At 66.0% G+C, this 22,216-nt stretch carries 18 protein-coding genes and 1 pseudogene; 13 read left to right on the forward strand and 6 right to left on the reverse strand.

Going from position 1 to position 22,216, the window contains the following annotated elements; genetic code table 11:
- Window positions 1-77 precede the first annotated feature (77 nt).
- Complete coding sequence (locus tag A9513_RS08635) at window positions 78-671, forward strand: hypothetical protein (RefSeq protein ID WP_169888649.1); 594 nt, start codon at window positions 78-80, stop codon at window positions 669-671.
- Here A9513_RS08635 and ada read toward each other — a convergent pair.
- Entirely contained in the window at window positions 615-1,703 is a 1,089-nt protein-coding gene (gene ada, locus A9513_RS08640) for a bifunctional DNA-binding transcriptional regulator/O6-methylguanine-DNA methyltransferase Ada (RefSeq protein WP_065084486.1), read from the reverse strand. The two genes, A9513_RS08635 and ada, sit on opposite strands and share 57 nt — an antisense overlap.
- 131 nt (window positions 1,704-1,834) lie before the next feature.
- On the opposite strand from ada, the gene A9513_RS08645 reads away from it, so the two are divergent.
- The 6 genes and pseudogenes from A9513_RS08645 to A9513_RS08670 all read left to right on the forward strand — a co-directional run bounded on the left by A9513_RS08645 (window position 1,835) and on the right by A9513_RS08670 (window position 8,826).
- Window positions 1,835-4,186 (forward strand): transporter substrate-binding domain-containing protein, encoded by a 2,352-nt coding sequence (locus A9513_RS08645; protein ID WP_065084487.1) that lies wholly within the window; start codon window positions 1,835-1,837, stop codon window positions 4,184-4,186.
- 98 nt (window positions 4,187-4,284) lie between these two features.
- Window positions 4,285-5,466: a two-component system response regulator gene (locus A9513_RS08650; protein ID WP_024763036.1), complete on the forward strand. Its 1,182-nt coding sequence runs from the start codon at window positions 4,285-4,287 to the stop codon at window positions 5,464-5,466.
- Between the two features lie 72 nt (window positions 5,467-5,538).
- Window positions 5,539-6,435 (forward strand): PA4780 family RIO1-like protein kinase, encoded by an 897-nt coding sequence (locus tag A9513_RS08655; RefSeq protein WP_024763037.1) that lies wholly within the window; start codon window positions 5,539-5,541, stop codon window positions 6,433-6,435.
- Window positions 6,435-6,992 (forward strand): nucleotidyltransferase family protein, encoded by a 558-nt coding sequence (locus A9513_RS08660; protein ID WP_024763038.1) that lies wholly within the window; start codon window positions 6,435-6,437, stop codon window positions 6,990-6,992. The genes A9513_RS08655 and A9513_RS08660 overlap by 1 nt, the downstream gene beginning before the upstream one ends.
- Before the next feature lie 156 nt (window positions 6,993-7,148).
- Window positions 7,149-8,046 (forward strand): annotated as a pseudogene (locus A9513_RS08665) (EamA family transporter).
- A gap of 63 nt (window positions 8,047-8,109) precedes the next feature.
- The gene (locus tag A9513_RS08670; RefSeq protein WP_024763040.1) at window positions 8,110-8,826 is read left to right on the forward strand and encodes a hypothetical protein; all 717 of its coding nucleotides are present in this window, start codon (window positions 8,110-8,112) and stop codon (window positions 8,824-8,826) included.
- On the opposite strand, the gene cueR is transcribed toward A9513_RS08670, so the two are convergent.
- From cueR to A9513_RS08685, 3 genes are all read right to left on the reverse strand, one after another.
- On the reverse strand, window positions 8,827-9,228 hold the full coding sequence (gene cueR / locus A9513_RS08675; RefSeq protein WP_024763041.1) for a Cu(I)-responsive transcriptional regulator: 402 nt from the start codon (window positions 9,226-9,228) through the stop codon (window positions 8,827-8,829).
- 48 nt (window positions 9,229-9,276) lie between these two features.
- Window positions 9,277-11,682, reverse strand: coding sequence for a heavy metal translocating P-type ATPase (locus A9513_RS08680; RefSeq protein WP_065084488.1), 2,406 nt, complete (start codon window positions 11,680-11,682; stop codon window positions 9,277-9,279).
- A gap of 120 nt (window positions 11,683-11,802) precedes the next feature.
- The gene (locus A9513_RS08685; protein ID WP_065084489.1) at window positions 11,803-12,261 is read right to left on the reverse strand and encodes a hypothetical protein; all 459 of its coding nucleotides are present in this window, start codon (window positions 12,259-12,261) and stop codon (window positions 11,803-11,805) included.
- 154 nt (window positions 12,262-12,415) lie between these two features.
- Between A9513_RS08685 and A9513_RS08690 the strand changes: the two genes are divergently transcribed.
- Window positions 12,416-12,613: a heavy-metal-associated domain-containing protein gene (locus tag A9513_RS08690; protein ID WP_024763044.1), complete on the forward strand. Its 198-nt coding sequence runs from the start codon at window positions 12,416-12,418 to the stop codon at window positions 12,611-12,613.
- 36 nt (window positions 12,614-12,649) lie between these two features.
- Here the strand turns inward: A9513_RS08690 and A9513_RS08695 are convergent, their stop codons facing one another.
- Window positions 12,650-13,282 carry a TetR family transcriptional regulator gene (locus A9513_RS08695; RefSeq protein ID WP_037013785.1) on the reverse strand — a complete coding sequence of 211 codons (633 nt, stop codon included), beginning with the start codon at window positions 13,280-13,282 and terminating at the stop codon, window positions 12,650-12,652.
- Between the two features lie 155 nt (window positions 13,283-13,437).
- On the opposite strand from A9513_RS08695, the gene A9513_RS08700 reads away from it, so the two are divergent.
- From A9513_RS08700 to A9513_RS08710, 3 genes are all read left to right on the forward strand, one after another.
- A complete protein-coding gene (locus tag A9513_RS08700) occupies window positions 13,438-14,622 on the forward strand; it encodes an efflux RND transporter periplasmic adaptor subunit (RefSeq protein ID WP_065084490.1) in 1,185 nt (394 codons plus the stop codon).
- Window positions 14,623-14,634: 12 nt separating this feature from the next.
- Window positions 14,635-17,787: an efflux RND transporter permease subunit gene (locus tag A9513_RS08705; RefSeq protein WP_065084491.1), complete on the forward strand. Its 3,153-nt coding sequence runs from the start codon at window positions 14,635-14,637 to the stop codon at window positions 17,785-17,787.
- A gap of 199 nt (window positions 17,788-17,986) precedes the next feature.
- Window positions 17,987-19,162, forward strand: a complete 1,176-nt coding sequence (locus A9513_RS08710) for a multidrug effflux MFS transporter (RefSeq protein WP_054908391.1) — start codon at window positions 17,987-17,989, stop codon at window positions 19,160-19,162.
- Here A9513_RS08710 and A9513_RS35995 read toward each other — a convergent pair whose 3' ends face one another.
- Window positions 19,163-19,339: a hypothetical protein gene (locus A9513_RS35995; protein ID WP_089285816.1), complete on the reverse strand. Its 177-nt coding sequence runs from the start codon at window positions 19,337-19,339 to the stop codon at window positions 19,163-19,165.
- Window positions 19,340-19,641: 302 nt separating this feature from the next.
- Here A9513_RS35995 and A9513_RS08715 point away from each other — a divergent pair, with 302 nt between their 5' ends.
- Window positions 19,642-21,537 carry a propionyl-CoA synthetase gene (locus A9513_RS08715; RefSeq protein WP_065084492.1) on the forward strand — a complete coding sequence of 632 codons (1,896 nt, stop codon included), beginning with the start codon at window positions 19,642-19,644 and terminating at the stop codon, window positions 21,535-21,537.
- Between the two features lie 169 nt (window positions 21,538-21,706).
- Window positions 21,707-22,141, forward strand: coding sequence for a response regulator (locus tag A9513_RS08720; RefSeq protein ID WP_037006697.1), 435 nt, complete (start codon window positions 21,707-21,709; stop codon window positions 22,139-22,141).
- The last annotated feature ends 75 nt before the right edge of the window (window positions 22,142-22,216 follow it).

Below are 22,216 nucleotides of genomic sequence, written 5' to 3' on the forward strand. Positions count from 1 at the left end.
CTGTGCGCATGCGCCAGCTTGGCCCCGGCGCCAGCCCTGGCCCACAATGGCGCCTTCAGTTCAAAGGAATGTTCGCCATGGAAATGGAAAATCCCTACCGCGCCCCCGAAGCCCCATTGGTCGAGACGCATGCTGGCGCCGAACAGGCCAGCCGGTTCTTCGTCATCTCCATTACCAAGATGGTCGTGCTGTATGTGGCGACGCTGGGACTGTTCAACCTCTACTGGATGTACAAGCACTGGTCGATCCAGAAGCCGCACATGCCGCGCAAGATCAACCCGCCGCTGCGCAGCCTGTTCATGATCTTCTATATCCATTCCCTCGCCCGACGCGTGCACGAAGCGCTGCCGGAGGAACAGCGCAGGGCCTGGCGTTATGGCAGCGACGCCACCTGGGCGGTGGTGCTGCTGATCCTCTCCAATGTCGCCGACAAGCTCACCAGCCGGATTCCCGAACTCAGCCACTACAGCCTGCCGTTCCTCATCCTCGGTCTGGTGCCACTCATTCCGCTGACGAACATCCAGCGCCGCGCCAACGAGGCCAGCGGCGATCCGCTGGGCCAGGGCAACGCCTCGCTGACCCGCTACAACGTGCCCTTCCTGATCCTCGGCGGCCTACTCTGGGTGCTGATCCTGATCGGCTCGGTGGCGGAGTTCGCCGGCGTCGCCTGAGCCGCCCTCGCGTCGCAGCAGTTCGCGCTTGCGCGGCAGGCCCCAGCGATAGCCGCCTTCGCTGGTGCCGCCGACCACGCGATGACACGGCACCAGCAGGCCGACGTTGTTGCTGGCGCAGGCGCGGGCGATGGCGCGCGGATGCGTGCCCAGCTCCTCGGCCAGCTCGCCGTAACGCCGCGTCTCGCCGCTGGGAATGCGCGTGAGGGCGCGCCAGACGCGCAGCTGGAAGGCGCTGCCGTGCAGGTCCAGCGGCAGGTGGGCGGCCTGTTCGGGCTCTTCCAGCTGGATGATCACCTCGCGCAGCCAGTCGCCCAGCCCCGTGTCGTCGCGGGTTCGCTCGGCGGCGGCGAAGCGTTCGGCCAACTGGCGTTCCAGCTCGCTGGCGTTGTCGGCGAAGAGCAGGGCGCAGACGCCCTTGTCGGTGGCCGCCAGCAGCACCAGCCCGAGCGGGCAGGGCGCGATGGCATAGCGCAGTCGTTCACCCGCGCCTTTCTGCCGGCGTTGTGCCGGGCTCAGTGGCGTGGCGCTTTCGTACAGGGCACGGGTGCCGGAGTAGCCGGCCTCCAGCGCGGCGTCGAGCACCGAGCGCGATTGCGGCAGGGCGGCAGCCAGGCGCTGCTCGCGGCGGGATTCCGCCCAGGCTCGGGGCGTGAGGCCGGTGCGGGCCTTGAAGGCGCGGGCCAGGTGCGAGGCGGAGAGACCGATACGGCTGGCCAGTTCGTCCAGGGTCGGGGGCTTCTCGGCCTTGTCGAGCAGCTCGCAGGCTGCAGCAACCAGCGCATCGAGTTGCTCGCGCGGGCTCGGGCCGCGCGGCGAGCAGCGCTTGCAGGGGCGGAAACCGGCAGCTTCGGCCGCCTCGGCGGCGCTATAGAAGGCCACGTTCTCCCGTGATGGCCGGCGTGCCGGGCAGTTCGGCCGGCAGTAGACGCCGGTGGAGCGCACGCTGAAGACGAAACGTCCCTCGTAACGCGCATCGCGCTCGCAGACCGCCTGCCAGCAGCGCTCGGGGTCAAGTCGGGGGGTCGTCATGGCTGTCTCCGGGGCAATGGCCGTTGGGGCGATTCTCCGTCGGGCCTGGCGGAGCAGCAATCCGCATCGCGTTTTCAAACTCGTTGTCGCCGGCCGGGCTACGCTTGCAGGGTATTCCCAGAGAGACCTCCATGCCCTTGCGCCGATTCTGCCTGTGCTGCCTTCTGCTGCTCGTTGCGCTGTGCGCCCAGGCCCGAGCAGCAAGCCTGGCGCTGTCCGATGAGGAGCGTGCCTTCGTCACGGCCCAGGAGCCGATCCGTGTCGGCCTGTTCCGCGCCGGCTGGCCGCCGTTCGAGGTGATCGACGAGTTCGACCAGTTCCATGGCATCAGCGCCGACTACCTGCAACTGATCTCCGAGCGCCTGGGCATGAAGGTCCAGCCGGTGCTCTACAACACCTGGGAAGAGGTGCTGGCCGCGGTGAAGGCAGGCGAGGTGGACCTGCTGCCGTCCATGGCGGCCACCGACGAGCGCCAGCGCTTCCTGAGCTTTACCCAGCCCTACGTCACCACCAGCAGCCTGATCTTCGCCCGGCGCGACAGCACCATCCGCACGCTGGACGACCTGTCCGGCCGCCGGGTCGCGGTGGAGCAGGGCTATGCCGTCCATGAGCTGCTGGCCAAGGCGGTGCCGGGGATCGACTTCGTGCTGGCGGAGGATTCCCCCAGCGCGCTCAAGGCCGTCTCCATCGGGCGTGCCGATGCCTATGTGGGCAACCTCATCACCTCGACCTTCCTGATCGAGCAGCTCGGCCTGTCCAACATGGAAGTGCGCGGCGATAGCGGGCTGGGCAATAGCCAGGTGCGCTTCGCCACGCGCAAGGAGCTGGAGCCGCTGGTGGCGCTGCTGGACCGCGCACTGAACAACATCACCCGCAATGAGCAGGAGGCGATCCAGGCGCGCTGGTTGCCGTCGCTGGACGTCTTCGACTGGATGCACCTGCTGCAGATCGCCTGGCCCTGGGTTGTGGGCGTGCTGGCCCTGCTGACCTTCGTGCTGGTGTGGAACCGCCGGCTGTCGATCCAGGTGGCCGAGCGCGCGCGCGCCGAAGCAGAGGAGCGGCGCCAGCGCAGCACTCTGCTGGCGTTGATCAACTCGATCCCCGACCCGATCTGGTTCAAGGACACCCAGGGCCGCTACCTGGGGGTCAACCAGGCCTTCGCCGACTGCCTGGGGCGCGCGCCGGAGGACATCGTCGGGCGCAGCGACCAGCAGATGTTCAGCCGCGCGGCCGGCGCCGGCCGGCAGGAGCGCGACCGCCAGGCGCTCAACGAGAGCGAGCCCTATGCCAGCGAAGGCTGGGTGGTCTATCCGGATGGCCGGCGGGTGCTCTTCGATACCCTGCGCAGTGCCTTCCACGACGACCACGGGCGGCTGCTCGGCCTGGTCGGCGTCAGCCGCGACGTCACCGCGCGCAAGGCCACCGAACTGGCGCTGGCCGAGGCCCGCGACCTGGCGGAAGAGGCGGCGCAGCTCAAGAGCGACTTCCTGGCCAACATGAGCCATGAGATCCGCACGCCGCTGAACATCATCATCGGCCTGGCGCACCTGCTCCAGGAGACCACCCTGGACCCGCAACAGGTGGACTACCTGGGCAAGATCCAGGGCTCGGGCCAGTACCTGCTGGAGCTGATCAGCGACATCCTCGACCTGTCGCGCGTGGAAGCGGGCAAGCTGGAGTTCGAGCACATCCCCTTCGACCTGGAGCGTCTGCTCGGCGAGCTGTTCGACCTGTTCAACATCCGTGCCGCGAGCAAGGGCCTGGCGGTGCGCTGCGAGATCGACCCGCGGGTGCCCGCCCAGGTGGTGGGGGATTCGCTGCGCCTGCGGCAGATCCTGATGAACTACGGCAACAACGCACTGAAATTCACCGAGCAGGGCGAGGTGGTGCTGATCGTCCGCCTGGAGGACGAGGACGAAGACAGCCTGCAGCTCTACTTCGCCTTCCGCGATACCGGCATCGGCATCTCCGAGCCGCAGCAGGAGCGCCTGTTCGAATCCTTCCAGCAGGCGGACAGCTCGATCACCCGCCGTTACGGCGGCTCCGGCCTGGGCCTGGCGATCTGCAGGAAACTGGCAGAGGCGATGGGCGGCAGCGTCGGCGTGGAGAGCGAGCCGAACCGTGGCAGCCTGTTCTGGTGCCGGCTGCCCATGGGGCGGGTCGACGACTCGGCCAGCCTGAGTCTGCAGAACATCAGCCACGAACCGCTGCCGGTGCCCATGCTGCCGGCCGCGGCGGCGGCGCCTGCGCTGCTGGAGAGCGGCAACGACGCCGAGGTCGAACAGGTCTGCCGGCGCCTGGCGCACCTGCTGGCCGCCGACGACCCGCGCGCAGGGAGGTTGCTCGGCGAACGTGCAAGCCTGCTGCGCAGCGTCTTCAATGAGGGCTATGAGGGCATCGCCACGAGCGTGCGGCGCTTCGAGTTCGAGCGGGCCCTGGAGAGTCTGGTGAATCTCGCGAGGGAGCGCGATATCCGTATATGAAGTGGCAGATAGAGAAATGCGGGACAGGAACACGCGGACAGGGCGGTGGTCCGATCCCCCATGGCATGTCACGAATCTGACCGATGCGAGGAGTTGCGATGGATAGCATGCTGGACCGGCCGGAGCAGGAGATGATCCTGGTGGTGGATGATCAGCCGGACAATCTGATGCTCATGAGCGAACTGCTGATGGACCGCTACCAGGTGCGCGTCGCCGCCAGCGGGCCGAAGGCGCTGCGCCTGATGCAGAGCGATCCGCGCCCGGACCTGGTGTTGCTCGACATCATGATGCCGGAGATGGACGGCTACGAAGTCTGCCGCCAGCTCAAGGCCGACCCGCTGACCCGCGACATCCCGGTGATCTTCCTTACCGGCATGGTCAGCCCCGCCGACGAGCAGAAGGGCCTGGACCTGGGGGCGGTGGACTACCTGACCAAGCCGATCAGCCCGCCGGTGACCCTGGCGCGCATCCGCGCGCACCTGAATCTGAAAGCCAATTCCGATTTCCTGCGCGACAAGAGCGAGTACCTGGAACTCGAGGTGCGTCGCCGCGCCCGCGAACTGCAGGCCATCCAGGACGCCACCCTGGAAGCCATGGCGACCCTCTGCGACCTGCGCGACAACCCCCACAGCAACCACCTGGTGCGCATCGAGCACTACATGCGCCTGCTGGGCAGCGCGCTGTCGCTGCACAGCGAGTTCGCCGCCGAGCTGTCAGTGGAGAACATCGAGTTGCTGGTGCGCTCGGCGCAGCTGCACGACATCGGCAAGGTCGCCGTGCCTGATCGTATTCTGCACAGCCCCGGCCAGTTGGAAGAGGCCGACCGGTTGATTCTCGAAAGCCACACCACCGTTGGTCGAGATGCCCTGGCGGCGGCCGAGCGCAAGCTGGGCTCCCCGGCGGATTTCCTGCGTTTCGCCAAGGAAATCGCCTACAGCCACCACGAGCACTGGGATGGCAGCGGCTTCCCGGCGGGCCTGGCTGGCGAGCAGATTCCCCTGGGCGCGCGGATGCTCTCGCTGATCGATTGCTATGACGAATTCACTTGCCGCCATGCCTATCGCACCTCGCTGACCCCGGACGAAGCCGCCGAGCGCATCAAGGCCGGCGCCGGCAGCCAGTTCGACCCGCGCGTGGTGGAGGCTTTCGGGGAAGTCGCCGAAGGCTTTGCCAACATTGCCCAGCGTTACGCCGACAGTGATGAAGCGCTGGGGCTGGAACTGCAGCGCCTGGAAGATGCCGTGACCGAAAGTATCGAGTTGACGCCGCCTGAGCCCTGATCGTACTGGGCGGTTGTCGATGATTGCCGTATAAGGAGCGCAGCGCCCCAGAGAGGTACGCCAGGAAGCCCGATGAAGACCCCGAAACGCCTAGAGCCGTTGATCGAAGACGGCCTGATCGACGAAGTATTGCGGCCGCTGATGAGCGGCAAGGAAGCAGCGGTCTATGTAGTGCGCTGCGGTGAAGAGCTGCGCTGCGCCAAGGTCTACAAGGAAGCGAACAAGCGCAGCTTCCGCCAGGCCGCCGAGTACCAGGAAGGCCGCAAGGTGCGCAACAGTCGCCAGGCGCGCGCCATGGCCAAGGGCACCAAGTATGGTCGCAAGGAGCAGGAAGACGCCTGGCAGAACGCCGAGGTGGCTGCGCTGTTCCGCCTGGCCAACGCCGGAGTGCGGGTGCCCAAGCCCTACGACTTCCTTGACGGCGTACTGCTGATGGAGATGGTTGCCGACGAAGACGGTGACGCCGCGCCGCGTCTGAACGACGTGGTGATGGAGCCGGAGCTGGCCCGCGACTTCCACGAATTCCTCATCCGCCAGATCGTCATGATGCTCTGCGCGGGCCTGGTGCACGGCGACCTGTCGGAGTTCAACGTACTGGTCGGCCCGGATGGCCCGGTGATCATCGACCTGCCGCAGGCCGTCGATGCCGCCGGCAACAACCACGCCTTCCGTATGCTGGAGCGCGACGTGGGCAACATGGCTGCCTACTTCGGCCGCTTCGCCCCGGAGCTCAGGTACACGCACTACGCCAAGGAAATGTGGGCGCTCTACGAGGACGGCAAGTTGCTGCCGGATACCGAGTTGACCGGGCATTTCGACGACCCGGAAGACGAGGCGGATGTGGACTCCGTGCTGCGGGAGATCGCCGACGCCATGCGCGAGCAGGAACGTCGCGAAGCTGGCCGCGCTGCCCAGGATTCCCCGCAGAAGAGCGACGAGCCACCGCCTCCGCCTTGGGAGCAGGCCTGATGCCACCGCCCGGCGAGAGGAAGCTTCTCGCGCTGATCGCCGGGCAACCTGAACGCATGCACCTGCTGCGCGTCGTGCGGGATCACGGCCCCGCGGGCGCCTGGATTGCGGCGGGCTTCGTGCGCAACGCGGTGTGGGACGCCTTGCATGGCTATGGCGAACCCACGCCGTTGAGCGATATCGATGTGCTGTATTTCTCTGCCGACTGCCTGGAGCCCGAAGCGGATTACGCCTGGGAGCGTCGGCTGCTGGGCGTCTGCACGGATGTACCCTGGTCCGTGCGTAACCAGGCGCGGATGCATCTGCGCAACGGCGACTCGCCCTACCGAGATTGCGCCGACGCCATGATCCATTGGCCGGAAGTCTGCACCGTTGTGGCCGTTCGGCTGAGCGACGAGTCCCTGCAACTACTGGCGCCGCTGGGCATCGATGACATCTGGGAACTGCGCGTCAGGCCCACCGAGCACTTCCGCGGCAAGCCGGACATCTACCGCGCACGCCTCGCCGCCAAGAACTGGCCGGCGCGCTGGCCGAAACTACGTATCGAGCCCTTGTAGGAGCGGGCTTGCTCGCGAGCTCTGGCGTTCCGGTGCACGTGGCGGGATGAAAGATCCCACGAAGATCATCTCGGAAAACTGTAAGGCCGCAACTGTATCCATACATTTCAGGCGTGGGCTGGTAGTTTTCCTTTATCCCACCCCGAGCGCTCTGCCATGCCCCTTCGCCACGTTCTCCTCGCCTTGCTGGTCACCTTGATCTGGGGCGTCAACTTCGTCGTGATCAAGGTCGGCCTGCATGACTTCCCGCCTCTGCTGTTCTGCGCCCTGCGCTTCGCCCTGGCGGCGTTGCCACTGATCTTCCTGCGCGGCCCGCTGCCGGCACCGTTCTGGCGCATCGTGCAGATCGGTATGCTGCTGGGCGTGGTCAAGTTCGGCCTGCTGTTCGTCGGCATGCATATCGGTATGCCGGCGGGCCTGTCGTCGCTGGTGCTGCAGAGCCAGGTGTTCTTCACCGTGCTGATCGCCGCCGCCTTCCTCGGCGAGCGTCCCAGCGCGCGCGCTCTGATCGGCCTGGCGCTGGCCGCCGGCGGCCTGCTGCTGATTGGCCTGGAGCGTCCCATGGGCGACAGCCTGGTGGCCTTCCTGCTGGTGATCGCCGCCGCACTTGCCTGGGCCTTCTCCAACATCGCCACCAAGCGCTCCGGCGCCAGCGACATGCTGCGCCTGATCAGTTGGGTGAGCCTGATCCCGCCGCTGCCACTGCTGGTGCTGTCGTGGATCTTCGAAGGCCCCGAGGCCATCGAGCACGCCGTCGTGAACATCAGCTTGAACGGGGTAGGTGCGCTGCTCTACATCGCCTTTCTCGCCACTACCGTCGGCTTCGGCCTGTGGAGCTTCCTGCTGCGCCGCTACCCGGCCAGCCAGGTCACGCCCTTTGCGCTGGCCGTGCCGGTGTCCGGGCTGTTGTCGGGCTGGCTGTTCCTGGGTGAAGACCTCACCGCCCAGGACTGGATGGCCTGCGTGCTGGTCTTCATCGGCCTCGCCGTGACGGTGCTGCCGGCATCGATCTGGCGTCGCCGGGCAGTGGCCAGCGCGTAAGCGGAGCGGTTGAATTGCCGGGGGCGAGCGCCTGGTACACACTCGCGACTTGATCTTCTGGAAGGGATATCTGGATATGCGTTCGAAATTCGCCGCGGCGGCTTGGCTCCTCTCATTGCTACCGTTGGCCGCGCATGCCGCACCAGGTGACAGCGACCTGGCGCAGGCGCGCGAGTTGCTGTCCCTTTCGCAAAGCTCGATCAAGGATTACGACCTCCTGACGACGCAGGGGGGGACGGATCCGGCCTTGCAGACCCAGTTCGTCAACTATGTGACCTTCGCCAGGGAGGCGTTGCCTGCGTTGCGACGCTCCGCTGAGGAGGGAAATGCCGCTGGCCAGTACTTGCTGGCGATGACGCTCAGGATTCCCTCGGTGGGGCCGTCGGAGAAGCAGGAAGCTGTCTGCGATCTACTGATGCGCAGCGCGAAGCAGAATTTCCTGCCAGCGGCCTTGGTTGGCCCGAGTATCTGCCAGGAACAGATGGCGCCGCAGGATATGCAGGGGGGCCTGAAGCAAGCCATTGAGCAGGCACCGCGCCACGCTGCGTATTATCCGATGCAATCTCCTGCCTACCGCCTTTGTGTGCACAATCAGCGTGCTGCCTTCCCACTCCCCGAACTGACCCAAGCGGAATTCGAAGCGGAGGCCTACTTTGAGCTAGCGCGTCGCACAAAGGCCGTAAGTCGCAGAGGGCAGGAGGAGCGGTTGCGTTACCTGCGATTGGCTATGGAGCGAGATTGCGAAGGTGCAAAAAGTGCCGTTGCGGCACTCGAGGCTCGTTTGAAATCATAGTCAGTGACAGCACGCTCCCGACTCCAGGTCCTTGAGGATCGGGCAGTCCGGGCGATGGTCGCCCTGGCAGTGGTCGCTCAGCTCCTGCAACGTATCGCGCAGGCTGCTCAGCTCGGCGATCTTGCGGTTCAGCTCATCGATGTGCCGGGCGGCCAGGGCCTTGACGTCAGCGCTGGCGCGCTGGCGGTCCTGCCAGAGGGCGAGCAGTTGGCCGACCTCCTCCAGGGAGAAGCCAAAGTCCCGCGAGCGGCGGATGAAGGCCAGGGTGTGCAGGTCCTGCTCGCTATAGTGCCGGTAGCCGCTGGCGCTGCGGCCGGCGGGGGCGAGCAGGCCGGTGGATTCGTAGTAGCGGATCATCTTCGCGGTCAGGCCGCTCTTCTTCGCCGCTTCGCCGATGTTCATGCCGATTCCTCTTGAACGGCCGCCCCCGATGGTTCGGGGGCGGCAAGGTCATTTCTGATCCTGTGGTTTCCAGCGCTTGAGCAGCAGGGCGTTGCTCACCACGCTGACGCTGGAGGCGGCCATCGCCGCGCCGGCGACCATGGGGTTGAGCAGGCCGAAGGCGGCCAGCGGGATGCCCACCAGGTTGTAGATGAAGGCCCAGAACAGGTTCTGGCGGATCTTCGCGTAGGTACGCCGGGAGATGTCCAGCGCCGCCGGGACCAGGCGCGGGTCGCCGCGCATCAGGGTGATGCCGGCGGCATGCATGGCCACGTCGGTGCCGCCGCCCATGGCGATGCCGACGTCCGCCGCGGCCAGTGCCGGGGCGTCGTTGATGCCGTCGCCGACCATCGCCACGACTTTCCCTTCCTTGCGCAGCGCGCCGACCACGGCAGCCTTGTCGCCGGGCAGTACTTCGGCGTGCACATCGTCCAGGCCCAGGGCATCGGCCACGACCTTGGCGCTGCCACGGTTGTCGCCGGTGATCAGGTGGCTGTCGATACCGCGTTCACGCAGGGCGTCGATGGCGGTTTTGTCGCCTTCCTTGAGGCTGTCGCCGAAGGCGAACAGGGCAAGCACGCGGGCCTTCGGCTCGCGCTCGATCAGCCAGGACAAGGTGCGGCCCTCTGCTTCCCATTGCGCGGCGGAGTCGGCCTGCGCGCCGGGTGGCAACTGCGCTTCGTCGAGCATCCGCCGGTTGCCCAGGGCGAGCAGGCGGTCTCCCACTCGTCCCTGGATGCCGCGCCCGGTGAGCGCCTGGGTAGCCTCGGCAGCAGCGGGGTTGAGCCCGCGCTCGGCACACTCATCCAGCACGGCCCTGGCCAGCGGATGCTCGCTGCCGCGTTGCAGGGCGCCCGCGAGGGCCAGGGCTTCGGCTTCGTCGCCTGGCGCCGCGAGATTGGTGATGCGCGGCTGACCGGAGGTGAGAGTGCCGGTCTTGTCGAAGGCCACGGCAGTCACCGCGTGGGCGACCTCCAGGGCCTCGGCATCCTTGATCAGGATGCCGTGCTTGGCCGCCACGCCGGTGCCGGCCATGATCGCGGTCGGTGTGGCAAGGCCGAGGGCGCAGGGGCAGGCGATGACCAGCACGGCCACGGCGTTGATCAGTGCGTGTTCCCAGCCGGCGCCGGCGATCAGCCAGCCGACCAGGGTGACCAGCGCAATGCCGATCACCACCGGGACGAACACGTTGCTGACCTTGTCCACCAGCTTCTGGATCGGCGCCTTGGCGGCCTGGGCGTCCTCCACCAGGCGGATGATCCGCGCGAGCACGGTTTCGCCGCCCAGTGCGGTGGTCTTCACGCGCAGCACGCCTTCGCCGTTGATGGCGCCGCCGGTGACCGGGTCGCCGATGTCCTTGGGCACCGGCAGGCTCTCGCCGGTGATCAAGGCTTCATCCGCATGGCTCTGGCCGGCGAGGACTTCGCCGTCCACCGGGAAGCGCTCACCGGGGCGTACCAGCACTTCGTCGCCCAGGCGCAGCTCGGCGATGGCGACGTCTTCTTCCATGCCGTCTCGCACACGGGTCGCACGCTCGGGGCGCAGGGCTTCCAGTGCTCGGATAGCGGCGGCGGTCTGGCGCTTGGCGCGGCTTTCCAGGTACTTGCCGAGCAGGATCAGGGTGATCACCACGGCGCTGGCTTCGAAGTACAGGTGCGGCATCTGCCCGGGAGCGGCGGCGTACCAGAGGTACAGGCTCAGGCCGTAGCCGGCGCTGGTGCCGAGGGCGACCAGCAGGTCCATGTTGCCGCTGCGGGCGCGCACGGCCTTGTAGGCCGAGACATAAAAGCGCGCGCCGATGAGGAACTGCACGGGTGTGGCGAGGAGGAATTGCGCCCAGGCGGGGAGCATCCAGTGCTGGCCGAACCAGTCGCCCACCATCGGCAGCACCAGCGGCAGCGACAGCAGGATGGCCGCGGCCAGCCACCAGCGCTCGCGCGCCAGGCGGGCCACGGCGGGGTCCACAGCAGGCTGGTCGGGTTCGATCGGACGGGCCTTGTAGCCGGCCTTGTCGACGGCGCTGATCAGGGTGGCGGTATCCACGGCGCCGAGCAACTCGACGTGGGCGCGTTCGCTGGCCAGGTTGACGCTGGCCGAGCGCACGCCAGGAACCTTGTTCAACGCACGTTCGACACGACCGACGCAACTGGCGCAGGTCATGCCCTCGATAGCCAACTCCAGGCCGTGGGACGGCACCTGATAACCGGCCTGCTCGACCGCGGCGACCAGCGCCGGCAGTGTTGCATCGCTGGACGGCGAGGCCAGTTGGACGCGGGCCTGTTCGCTGGCGAGATTGACGCTGGCTTCCTGCACGCCGGGTACTTTGCGCAGGGCGCGCTCGACCCGACCGGCGCAGCTGGCGCAGGTCATCCCGGAGACGGGCAGGTCGAGTTCGATGGGGGTGGCGCTGCTCATGGGGCTTTCTCCCTGAAGTTCCCCGATAGCATCAACCTTGACACGAGGGTAAGGTCAACCCTCGTTCGCTGTCATCTTGCCGCAGGTCAAATCCGCGGCCGCATTTCAGCTGCCCCTTTATCAACTGCCGCTGGAGACCGGCATCAGGTAAAGGCCACTTTCGCTGTTGGCGATGCGGAACTTGCGCACTTCGCCGGCATGCAGTTGGACGGATTGTGCGCGCAGCGGCTGGATGCCGCTGCGGCAGAGGCCGGAGTTGGCTGTCTGCAGGCGCAGGGAGACTTCGCCCGGTGGCAGGTTGAGGGCGACTTCGCCTTCAGGCTGCAGGCGCGAGACCTTTTCGTCCTGCACGTAGAGGTCGATGTCGCAGGCGGTACCGGTATCCAGCCGTTCACGGCTGACGATCAGCACGGCGTAGGCCACTGGCTGGGTGTCGGGTACCGGCCAGGAGCCGGGCGTGCTCGCTGGCGGAGCCGAGGGTGTTGCGGGCGCGGCGGGTTCGTCGGGCATGCCATCGGCGCAGGCGAACCAGGGCAGGGTGGCGACGAAAGCGGTTGCGAGCAGAAGGGAACGGCGCATGGGCGTTCTCCGATGTGTCAGCTTTTTCCGCAGCTTGGCTTAGAGCCTGACGTAGGACAAGTACAAGACGGCGTCGACGAGAGAGGCTTGACCTTGCCACCGTGGCAAGGTCGAGACTGCATCCAGTGCTTCAACCCATCAGAGGAGACATTCCATGCATACCTTCACTGTCAAAGGCATGAGCTGCGGTCACTGCGTCAGGGCTATCACCCAGGCGGTACAGGCGCTGGACGCTGCGGCGGACGTGCAGGTCGACCTGGGCGCCGGCGAGGTTCGGGTGGCCAGCCGGCTGGACGATAGCGCGATCCTCGCGGCGATCCGCGAGGAGGGCTACGAGGCCGAGGCGGCCTGAGTCTTTATCCTTTCCGGGCCGGCGTCCTGCCGGCCCTTATGCCAGCGCCGGGTGCCAGTCGCGCACCAGGCCACGGAACACGGCGTCGAACAGTTCGCGGGTTTCCTGCAGTGGGTCGAACAGGGCTGGGTCGCGCAGCCAATCGCTGAGCAGGCCGAAGATCATGGCGTGCACCGCGCGCGAGGCTATCTTGGGCGTCACGCCGGACATCAGCCGCGTGCGGCAATCCTCGCGGCTGAACAGTTGCTCGCAGAGTTCGATGAACTGGCGAACGAAATGATTGTGGCGCTCTTCCGCGTCGCGCAGCTCGTCGGTGAACTCGCAGCGTTGCAGGAGGATGGTGAGGATACGCCGACGCTGCTCGTCGCGGGCGAGGTTCTCGACGACCTCCACGCTGAGCTGGAACAACGACTCGATCGGATCGTGGCCATCGCAACCGGACAACCGCTGGGCGAGTTGCTCCGGTGGCAGGCGAACCTGGTTGAGCATGTCGTTGAACAGGTGCGCCTTGTTCTGGAAATGCCAGTACACCGCCCCGCGGGTAACTCCGGCGGCGCGAGCGATCTCTTCCAGGCTGGTATTGGAGACGCCTTTCTCGAAAAAAAGGCCCTCAGCCGAGTCAAGAATCGTCTGGCGTGTACGTTCCGAATCTTCTTTAGTTCTTCTCATGGCGCTTGTTGGTATACAGGCTAGGATCACTGAGTGACGGGCAGTTTACTGATTTTATAGCGCGAACAGTGCTTTACAGACACTGGCGTAGGTAAACGTCGTGCAATCGTCGATCTTCTGAGTTCCGCCGTCAGTCAATTCCATGGAGAGGTTACATGCCGTTTGCCCGCCGTTTGCCCGTCGCGCTTGTTGTCGTTGGGTTGTCAGTCCTGTTCGCCAGCGGAGTACGGGCGGACGACAAGCCCGCAGCAGCGGCACCACCCCCTCCCGCAGTGACCATCGAAGTGGCGAAGAGCGCGCCGGTACCGCTGACGTTCGAGTATGCGGCGCGAACTGCCGGCTTCCGTGAAGTGGAAGTCCGTGCCCAGGTGAGCGGCATCCTCCAGCAGCGCACCTATGAGGAGGGCCGTCCGGTGAAGCAGGGCCAGGTGCTGTTCCGCATCGACCCGCGCCCCTACCAGGCCGCGCTTGGCCAGGCCAAGGGTTCGCTGGCGCAGACCCAGGCGCGCTATCGCCAGACCGAGCGTGACCTCAAGCGGATTCGTGAACTCCAGGCCAAAGGCTTCGCCAGCGAAAGTGAACTGGATCGCTACACCTCCGATTTCGAACAGGCCAAGGCCGACGTGGAGGCCGCCCGGGCCAACGTCCAGGCCAAGCAGATCGACCTCAACTACACCACCGTGACCGCGCCGATCTCCGGTATGGCGAGCAAGGAGGTGCGTTCCGAGGGCAGCCTGGTGGCGGCCAACGATCCGAACTCCAGCCTGCTGACCAAGCTCACGCAACTCGACCCGGTCTACGTCAATTTCGCCTACCCCGATACCCAGGCGACGCTCATGAAGGATGGGGTCAAGAGCGGGAAGTACATCCTGCCCAAGGGCGGAAAGCTCACCGCCGAGCTGCAATTCGGCGATGGCACGAAGTATCCGTTGGACGGGGTCGTCGATTTCACGGACAGCTTCGTCAATACCGGCACCGGTACGGTAAACGCCCGGGCCGTCGTCCCCAATCCGCAGAACCAGCTCATTCCGGGGCAGTTCGTGCGGATCAGTATTACCGGCATTACCCAGAGCAACGCCGTCACTTTGCCGGAGCGTGCCCTCGCCCAGGGACCACGCGGCACCTTCGTCTATGTGGTGGACAAGGATGGCTTCGCCCGTGTGCGCCAGGTGACCACCAGCAAGACCGTGAACGGTCGCTGGATCATCGATGCCGGCGTGGATGACGGCGACCATGTGATCGTCGAGGGCATTCCGAAGGTGCGCCCGGACCAGCCGGTCAAGGCCAGCGAAGCGCCGCCGCAGCAGCCTGCGGCGCAACCCGCCCAGACCCAGTCTTAAGGAGCGCTCATTGTGATCTCGCGCTTCTTCATCGAACGCCCCGTGTTCGCGATGGTGATTTCCATCGTGATCCTGCTCGCCGGCCTTGTCGCCATGCGCGCATTGCCCATCGCCCAGTACCCGGAAATCGTGCCACCGCAGGTCTCGGTGACCGCGGCCTATCCCGGCGCCAGCTCCCAGGTGATCGCGGAAACCGTGGCCGCGCCGCTGGAACAGGAAATCAACGGCGTCGAAGGCATGATCTACCAGCTGTCGAACTCCGACAGCAGCGGCGCCATGAGCCTGACCGTGTACTTCGAGGTCGGCACCGATCCGGACCAGGCCACCATCGACGTCAACAACAAGGTCCAGGCCGCGCTGGCCAAGCTGCCCGAGGAAGTGCGCCGGCAGGGCGTGCAGGTGGAGAAGAAGTCCTCTGACATCCTGCAGGTGGTCACCCTGTTCTCGCCGGACAACTCCCGTGATCCGATCTTCATCAGCAACTATGCGCTGATCAACGTCATCGACGACCTCAAGCGGATTCCCGGGGTGGGTGACGTCAGCCAGTTCGGCTCCAAGGACTATTCCATGCGCATCTGGCTGCGGCCGGACAAGCTGGCGCAATACAACATGACGCCTTCGGACGTCGCCAGTGCGATTCGCGAGCAGAACTCGCAGTTCGCTGCCGGCAGCTTCGGTCAGCAGCCGATGAAGGAACCGCAGGACTTCACCTACATGGCGACCGCCCAGGGGCGGTTCACCGATCCCAAGGAGTTCGAGAGCATCATCCTGCGCAGCGACTCCACCGGCGCCAGCCTGCTGCTCAAGGATGTGGCGCGGGTTGAGTTGGGGGCGCAGGACTACTCCCTGGTGACCTCGCTCAACGGCCAGCAGAACGCCGCTTTCGGCATCTACCTGCAGCCAGGCGCCAACGCGCTGGACACCGCCCAGGCCGTGCGTGACCACATGGACGCTATGGCCAAGCGTTTCCCCCAGGGCATTACCTACAAGATCCCCTATGACACTACCATTTTCGTGCAGGTCTCCATCGAGGAGGTGATCCACACCTTCATCGAGGCGCTGATCCTGGTGATGATCGTGGTCTTCGTGTTCCTGCAGAGCATCCGCGCAACCCTGATCCCGGTTCTGGCGATCCCGGTGTCGCTGGTGGGCACCTTCGCCGGCATGTACCTGATGGGCTTCTCGATCAACCTGCTGTCGTTGTTCGGCATGGTGCTGGCAATCGGCATCGTGGTGGACGATGCCATCGTGGTACTGGAGAACGTCGAGCGGGTGATGCGCACCGAAAAGCTCGGCCCAAAGGAAGCGGCGATCAAGGCCATGGAAGAGGTGACGGGACCGATCGTCGCCATCGTACTGGTGCTCTGCGCGGTCTTCATTCCCGTCGGCTTCCTCGGCGGGCTGGCCGGCCAGATGTACAAACAGTTCGCCATCACCATCGCCGTGTCGGTGGTGATCTCCGGCATTGTCGCACTGACCCTCTCGCCCGCACTTTGCGCACTGATCCTCAAGCCCGAACACAAAGAGCCGGCTGCGCCGTTCCGCTGGTTCAACCGCATGTTCGAGAACGCTACCAACGGCTATGGTGCCGGGGTGCAGTTCTTCCTCAAACGAGCCATTCTGGGGCTGGTGCTGTTCGCCGGCATGATCGGCCTGCTGATCATCCTGTTCGGCCGCGTACCCGGCTCGCTGGTACCCGACGAAGATCAGGGCTATGTGCTTAATGCCTACTTCCTGCCACCGGCGGCCTCGCTGACGCGGACCGAGAAACTCACCAGCGATGTGACCCATCAGTTGATGAAGCACCCGGCGGTACAGGACGTGGTGACCTTCGCCGGCTTCGACATCCTCACGTTCGGCACCCGCAGCAACGCCGGGGTGTCCTTCGTCCCGCTCAAGGACTGGAAGGAGCGGACCACGCCGGAACTGGATGCGCGTAACCTGACCCGCGAATTCATGAAGATGGGTGCCAGCCAGGAAGACGGCGTAGTGATGTCCTTCAATCCGCCGCCGATCACCGGCATGAGTACCACCGGCGGTTTCGAGGCCTATATCCAGGACCGCAGCGGTGGCACCTCCGAGCAGTTGGAGGCGGTCACCATGAAGTTCCTCGCCGCGGCGGCCAAGCGGCCGGAACTGGCGGGGGTCAACACGACCTTCAACGCCAACGTGCCGCAGTACTACATCGACCTGGACCGCACCAAGGCACGCTCTCTGGGCGTGGCGATCAACGACGTGTTCACCGCCATGCAGTCCACCTTCGGCAGCTACTACGTCAACGACTTCAGCCTGTACGGCCGCACCTGGCAGGTCACGCTGGAATCGGAGCCGGAGTTCCGCCGCAAGCCGGACGATCTCAGCCAGGTCTTTGTGCGTTCCAACACCGGAGACCTGATTCCGCTCTCCACCCTGGTCAACGTGCAGCGCATCCTGGGCCCCGACTCCTATGCGCGCTTCAACGTGTTCCCGGCGGCCAAGCTGCTTGGCGGCCCGGCGCCGGGCTACAGCTCGGGCCAGGCACTGGCGGCGATGCAGGAGGTGGCGGACCAGGTGCTGGGCGAGGACTACTCGCTGGCGTGGATCGGCTCGGCCTACCAGGAACTGGCGACCCAGGGCTCGGGCAGTACCGCGTTCATCTTCGGCCTGATCCTGGTGTTCCTCATCCTGGCTGCGCAGTACGAGCGCTGGACCCTGCCGCTGGCAGTGGTCACCGCGGTGCCCTTCGCGGTATTCGGGGCGATCCTGGCGATCTGGATCCGTGGTCTGGACAACGACGTGTACTTCCAGGTCGGCCTGGTAACTCTGATCGGCCTGGCGGCGAAGAACGCCATCCTGATCATCGAGTTCGCCGTGCTGTGCCGCGAAGAGCAGGGCATGGGCCCGATGGAAGCGGCACTGGAGGCGGCCAAGCTGCGCTTCCGCCCGATCGTCATGACCTCGCTGGCGTTCATCCTCGGTTGCGTGCCGCTGGCCATCAGCACCGGGGCCGGTTCGGCCAGCCGCCACTCCATCGGTACCGGGGTGATCGGCGGAATGCTGGCCGCGACCCTGCTGGCCACCTTCCTCATCCCGATGTTCTACATGCTGGTGGAGTCAGCCGCCGACAAACTCAGCGGCCGCAAGAACAAGGCCAAGCCCGCCGCAGAGGGGGCGCACGAGGCCTGAGGTGCCGACAGGTCCGGCTGCGCCAGCCGGGCCTGTCCCTCCCTTTGTTCCGGGAGTTGCTTAGGGAGCTTGCTAATTTTCCGGCGCTCGCCACAATGCATGGCTTCGCTGCGCCATCCGTGCGCGCCAACCCGTTATCCACACCGAACTGCCCGCGCTGTTCAGCGCCATCCGGCGACCCGGTGTGATCAGGTGATCCATGAACCTCCGCATCCTGCTAATCCTCGGCGCCCTGAGCGCCTTCGGGCCCATGGCCATCGACTTCTACCTGCCCAGTTTCCCCACGCTGGCGCAGGCTTTCGGTACCGACGTCGAGCATGTGCAGTTGAGCCTGTCCGCCTACTTCGCCGGCCTCGCCATCGGCCAATTGCTCTACGGCCCGCTGGCCGACCGTGTTGGTCGGCGCATCCCGCTGTTGCTGGGGGTGAGCATCTTTACCCTGGCGTCCGTTGCCTGCGCCGTCGCGCCGAGTCTGGAATGGCTGATCGGCGCGCGCTTCGTCCAGGCACTGGGCGGCTGCGCGGGGATGGTGATCTCGCGGGCGGTGGTGCGTGACCTGTGCGACCCGGTCGCCGCCGCCAAGGCCTTCTCGCAACTGATGCTGGTAATGGGGCTGGCGCCGATCCTGGCGCCATTGGGAGGCGGATTGCTGCTCAGCCTGTCCGGCTGGCAATCGATCTTCCTGACGCTCACGCTGTTCAGCGCCCTCGCTGGCGGCGCTATCGCGCTGTGGCTGCCGGAGACGATTCCGGCCGGGCCGCGCGCTCCGTTGCGGGGCGCACTGGGCCAGTACCGGGCGCTGTTCCGCGACCGTTCCTTCATTACCTACGCACTCACCGGCGGGGTGGCCATCGCCGGGATGTTCTCCTACATCGCCGGGTCGCCCTTCATCTTCATCCAACTCTATGGCGTGCCAGCCGAGCACTATGGCTGGATCTTCGGCAGCAATGCTGCCGGCTTCATCCTGATGGCACAGGTCAACGCACGGCTGCTGCGCTATCGCGGGCCGGGATTCTGGCTGCGCCGGGCGGTGTGGGTGTACTTCGGTTGCGGGGCCGCGCTGCTGGTCATCACCCTGTTCCGGCCCGAGCACCTGTGGCCGCTGCTGATTCCGCTCTTCGGCGCCATTGCCAGCCTGGGCTTCCTGATGCCCAACTCCTCGGCCTGCGCGATGGCCAGCCAGGGCCGCCACGCGGGCAGCGCCTCGGCGCTGATGGGCAGCCTGCAGTTCACCGTAGCGGCCGGCGCCTCGGCGCTGGTCGGTGCGCTGCACGACGGCACCGCGCTGCCCATGGCGGTCGTCATCACCACCTGCAGCCTGGTGGCTGCGGTGCTGGGCTGGCTGAGCGGGCAGATCAGCGAGCGCGCCGCCTGATCAACTGGCGCGTTGCACCAACTCGGGCAACTGGTGCGGCGCCTTCAGGCGCGCCTCGAGGGTAGCGACGAAACTTCGCGCCTCAAGCTCGCTGCGGAAGCGTACCGCCTGCTGGTCGAGGCAGACTTCCCACGGCTGGTCTTTGCGGAGGCTGGACGGACGGACGAGGATGTTCATGGTGCTCACCCCTGTGCAGTCAGGTGAAAAGGGACCCTCAGTGTAGTCCTGTCATATGGCGGTAGCAGGTGCGACCTGTCGTCGCCGACATGCGGTGGCGCGGTGCCTGATTCTTCCTTCAGCCCCGTGGTAGACGGCCTCGGCCGCCGACGTGCCGCTTCGCTGAAAAATCCTGAAAAGCAATGGCGCCGAATCTGCTATCAGGGCGACGGCGTAACTACGACCAAAGGTTGATGGTGGGGTCGCGATCCCCGTCCATACTCGTTGTTCGACCTCGATAACAACAATAAGAGGCAGTGACGATGAGTTACCGGCAGTCTCATGACCGTTCCATCGCGGATCCCTCCGCCTTCTGGGCCGAGCAGGCCGGCCGCGTAGCCTGGTACCGCGCGCCGCAGGATACCCTGCAAGCCCTCCCCGACGGCAGCCACCGCTGGTTCGCCGATGGCCGCCTGAACACCTGCTACCTCGCCCTCGATCGGCAGATCGAACTGGGCCGCGGCCACCAGGCCGCGCTGATCTACGACTCCCCTGTGACCCAGACCCAGCAGCGCTTCAGCTACCTGGAGTTGCGCGACGAGGTCGCACGCCTGGCCGGCGCCTTGCGCGCGCTCGGCGTGGAGAAAGGCGACGGGGTGATCATCTACATGCCGATGGTGCCCCAGGCGGCCATGGCGATGCTGGCCTGCGCCCGGCTGGGCGCCGTGCATTCGGTGGTATTCGGTGGCTTCGCGCCGCACGAACTGGCGCTGCGTATCGATGACGCGAGGCCCAAGCTGGTGCTCACCGCCTCCTGCGGGCTGGAGTTCGAGCGGGTCATCGAATACAAGCCGCTGGTGGACAAGGCCCTGGAACTGGCCACCCATCAACCGGCGCACGTGCTGGTGCTGCAGCGTCCGCAGGCGATGGCCGAGTTGCGCGCCGGCCGAGACCTGGACTGGCGCGAGACACTGGTCCACGCGCAGCCGGCTGACCCGGTGGAAGTGGCCAGCGGCGACCCGCTGTACATCATGTACACATCCGGCACCACGGGAAAACCCAAGGGCATCGTGCGTGACAACGGCGGCCACGCCGTGGCGCTAAGCTATGCGCTGCCGACCATCTTCGGTCTGCAGCCGGGGGATGTCTGGTGGGGCGTTTCCGACGTCGGCTGGGTGGTCGGCCACTCGCTGATCGTCTACGGCCCCTTGATGAACGGCTGCACCACGGTGTTCTACGAGGGCAAACCGGTACGCACGCCGGACGCCGGCAGCTACTGGCGGGTGATCGAGGAGCACAAGGTCAACAGCCTGTTCTGCGCGCCCACGGCGATCCGCGCGATCCGCAAGGAAGACCCGCAGGGCGAGCTGCTCAAGCGCCATGACCTGAGCTCGCTGCGGCACCTGTTCCTGGCCGGCGAGAAGCTCGACAGCACCACCCAGCACTGGCTCGAGGAGCTGACCGGCAAACCGGTGCACGACCACTGGTGGCAGACCGAGACCGGCTGGCCGGTGACCGCGCCTTGCACGGGCCATGGCGACCACGACCTGCGCGCCGGCTCCACCAACCGCGCGGTGCCCGGCTACGACGTGAAGGTCGTGGACGACGAAGGCCGACTGCTGGGACCGAACGAACAGGGCTCCATCGTCATCGCCCTGCCGTTGCCCCCCGGTTGTGCGCAGACGCTTTGGAACGATCATCCGCGCTACCTGCAGGCCTACCTGAAGACCTATCCCGGCTACTACCACACCGGCGACGGTGGCTACGTGGACGAGGAAGGCTTCGTCTACATCATGGGGCGCACCGACGACGTGATTAACGTCTCCGGTCACCGCCTGTCCACCGGTGAGATGGAGGAGTTGCTGGCGCTGCACGATGCTGTCGCCGAGTGTGCGGTGATCGCCGTGCAGGACGACCTCAAGGGTCACGTACCGGTGGGACTGGTGGTGCTCAAGGACGGCGCACAGGTCACCGAGGGCCACCTGCAGCGTGAGCTGGTGGCGCTGGTGCGCGAGCGCCTCGGCGCACTGGCCTGCTTCCAGCGTGCGGTGGTGGTGAAGCGGCTGCCGAAGACCCGCTCGGGCAAGATCCTCCGCGCCGTACTGCGCAAGATCGCCGACGGCGAAAGCTACGTGCCGCCTTCGACCATCGATGATCCAGCCATCCTCGGCGAGATCGCCGAGCGCCTGGGCCAGGCAGGCTTGGCGAAGGCCGGCTGAAATCCCACGACGCCGGCATGACCGGCGTATTTCCAGGGCCGCACGCGTTGCGGCCCTTTTTGTGTCCGCCCGGCTTGCCCATACATCGCCCCAACCTTGGTCCGGCAGGAATAAAGACGTGTTGCCATCTAAGATAATGGCACCGTGCCTCTACTGGTCGTATCGCGCCATGATCAACCGCCATTCACTCGATGATGACGAACTCGAAGCGCTGCGCGATATCGCCTCCGTGGCACCGCGCAAGCCGGTGATCCTGGTGGTGGACAATGATCGCGCCGCGCTGGCCCGGCTTCGCCGGCTGGTGGAGGGCGCCGGAATGCGCTGCGTGACGGCCAGCAGTGCAGCGGAGGCATTGCGCCGCATTCTCCGCGATGAGTCGGCCCTCGACCTGCTGGTCAGCGGCCTGGGCCTGGAGCCCGATGGCCCCGGACTTGCGTTCATTCGCGAACTGAACCGGAGCGGCAGCTTTCTGCCCATCATCGTCCTGTCCGCGCCGATGCCGCTCGGTGAATCGCGCTTGGAGCCGCCCCTGAACGTGCTGGACTTCCTGCCTAAACCTGTGGATCCAGTGCTGTTCGTGAGCGCGTTAAGCCGCAGTTTCTAGGCGCAGACTCCAAGCCGATACGTCTCGGTGCCTTACAGCGTCTGCGCCTTGAAGGTATCGCACTTGCCCGGCGAG

The sequence above is a fragment of the Pseudomonas sp. AU12215 genome, from assembly GCF_001675465.2.
Classification (GTDB): Bacteria; Pseudomonadota; Gammaproteobacteria; order Pseudomonadales; family Pseudomonadaceae; genus Pseudomonas; species Pseudomonas nitroreducens.